1 tRNA gene and 2 rRNA genes (1 of these 3 cut by a window edge) are annotated in these 2500 nt (G+C 55.3%); all 3 read left to right on the top strand.

Annotated features, from left to right (window positions below):
- Nucleotides 1-2167 (top strand): 23S ribosomal RNA (locus GFJ39_RS13410); it begins 572 nt to the left of the window's first position.
- Between the two features lie 86 nt (nt 2168-2253).
- Nucleotides 2254-2368, top strand: a 5S ribosomal RNA gene (gene rrf, locus GFJ39_RS13405).
- Nucleotides 2369-2423: 55 nt separating this feature from the next.
- Nucleotides 2424-2500: transfer RNA gene (locus GFJ39_RS13400), tRNA-Met, on the top strand.

The raw sequence follows: 2500 nt of genomic DNA, 5'->3' as shown, positions 1-2500 counted from the left end.
TGTTTGCAGCGAGCTTAAGCCGTTAGGTGTAGGCGTAGCGAAAGCGAGTCTGAATAGGGCGACTGAGTTGCTGGCAGAAGACCCGAAACCGAGTGATCTAGCCATGGCCAGGCTGAAGGTGCGGTAACACGCACTGGAGGGCCGAACCCACGCCTGTTGAAAAAGTCGGGGATGAGCTGTGGCTAGGGGTGAAAGGCCAATCAAACTCGGAGATAGCTGGTTCTCCGCGAAATCTATTGAGGTAGATCGTCGGGTGTTTACCCTGGGGGGTAGAGCACTGGATGGGCTAGGGGGGCCCAAAGCCTTACCAAACCTAACCAAACTCCGAATACCCAGGAGTATAGCCCGGCAGACAGACAGTGGGTGCTAAGGTCCATTGTCGAGAGGGAAACAGCCCAGACCACCAGCTAAGGCCCCTAAATCGTGGCTAAGTGGGAAAGGATGTGGGGATTCCAAAACAACCAGGAGGTTGGCTTAGAAGCAGCCATCCTTTAAAGAAAGCGTAATAGCTCACTGGTCTATTAGAAACCCTGCGCCGAAAATGTAACGGGGCTCAAGCCACGTGCCGAAGCTGTGGGTGCATTCTTTAGAATGCGCGGTAGCGGAGCGTTCCGTAAGTCTGCGAAGGAGACGGGGTGACCCTCTCTGGAGATATCGGAAGTGCGAATGCTGACATGAGTAGCGACAAACAGTGCGAGAAACACTGTCGCCGAAAGTCCAAGGGTTCCTGCGCAAGGTTAATCCACGCAGGGTGAGCCGGCCCCTAAGGCGAGGGCGAGAGCCGTAGTCGATGGGAACCAGTTGAATATTACTGGGCCTGCCAGAAGTGACGAATGAGAGATGTTGTCTGTCCTTAACGGATTGAACAGGCTTTTCAATCATTCCAGGAAATAGCTCTGGCGTATAGACCGTACCCGAAACCGACACAGGTGGACTGGTAGAGAATACCAAGGCGCTTGAGAGAACGATGCTGAAGGAACTAGGCAAATTGCTCGTGTAACTTCGGGATAAACGAGACCCAAGCGTGGGCAACCATGATTGGGTGGCACAGACCAGGGGGTAGCGACTGTTTAGTAAAAACACAGGGCTCTGCGAAATCGTGAGATGACGTATAGGGCCTGACGCCTGCCCGGTGCCGGAAGGTTAAGAGGAGGTGTGCAAGCACTGAATTGAAGCCCCGGTAAACGGCGGCCGTAACTATAACGGTCCTAAGGTAGCGAAATTCCTTGTCGGGTAAGTTCCGACCTGCACGAATGGCGTAACGACTTCCCCACTGTCTCCAGCATCGACTCAGCGAAATTGAATTCCCCGTGAAGATGCGGGGTACCCGCGGTCAGACGGAAAGACCCTATGAACCTTTACTGCAGCTTTGCAGTGGCATCAGAGACATTCTGTGTAGGATAGGTCGGAGGCTTTGAAACCCAGGCGCCAGCCCGGGTGGAGCCATCCTTGAAATACGACCCTGAATTTTTCTGATGTCTAACCGAGACCAGTAAGCCTGGTCCGGGACCCTGCATGGTGGGCAGTTTGACTGGGGCGGTCGCCTCCCAAAGTGTAACGGAGGCGCGCGATGGTGGGCTCAGGCCGGTCGGAAACCGGCTGTCGAGTGCAATGGCATAAGCCCGCCTGACTGTGAGAGTGACAGCTCGATCAGAGACGAAAGTCGGCCATAGTGATCCGGTGGTCCCACGTGGACGGGCCATCGCTCAACGGATAAAAGGTACTCTAGGGATAACAGGCTGATCTCCCCCAAGAGTCCACATCGACGGGGAGGTTTGGCACCTCGATGTCGGCTCATCACATCCTGGGGCTGGAGCAGGTCCCAAGGGTTCGGCTGTTCGCCGATTAAAGTGGTACGTGAGCTGGGTTTAGAACGTCGTGAGACAGTTCGGTCCCTATCTGCCGTGGGTGTAAGAGACTTGAGAGGATTTGTCCCTAGTACGAGAGGACCGGGATGAACAGACCTCTGGTGCACCGGTTGTCACGCCAGTGGCACAGCCGGGTAGCTAAGTCTGGACGGGATAACCGCTGAAAGCATCTAAGCGGGAAACCCACCTCAAAACAAGGTCTCATAGAGCCGTGAAAGACCATCACGTTGATAGGCCGGGTGTGAAAGTGCAGTAATGCATGCAGCTAACCGGTCCTAATCGCTCATACTTCTCACATCAAACACATGCACAGAAATCAGCCACACTCTCTTCACAAACCGCACCAACCACCACCCTCTCTCAAAAGACAGGGTGGGCTGGAAGACCTGGTGGCCATTGCGAGGGCCCTACACCCGATCCCATCCCGAACTCGGCCGTGAAATCCCTCAGCGCCTATGATACTGCACCTTAAGGTGCGGAAAAGTCGGTCGCCGCCAGGTCCCCCAGCCTACCCAACACACACCACCAAATCCCCCAACATCACTCCAATACCACCGCGGGGTGGAGCAGCCCGGTAGCTCGTCAGGCTCATAACCTGAAGGCCGCAGGTTCAAATCCTGCCCCCGCAACCA

It is taken from the genome of Gluconobacter aidae, from assembly GCF_009547075.1.
In the GTDB taxonomy this organism is placed as follows: Bacteria; Pseudomonadota; Alphaproteobacteria; order Acetobacterales; family Acetobacteraceae; genus Gluconobacter; species Gluconobacter aidae.
Note: the sequence above shows the minus strand (reverse complement) of the source record. Positions and strands in the feature narration are given on the sequence as shown.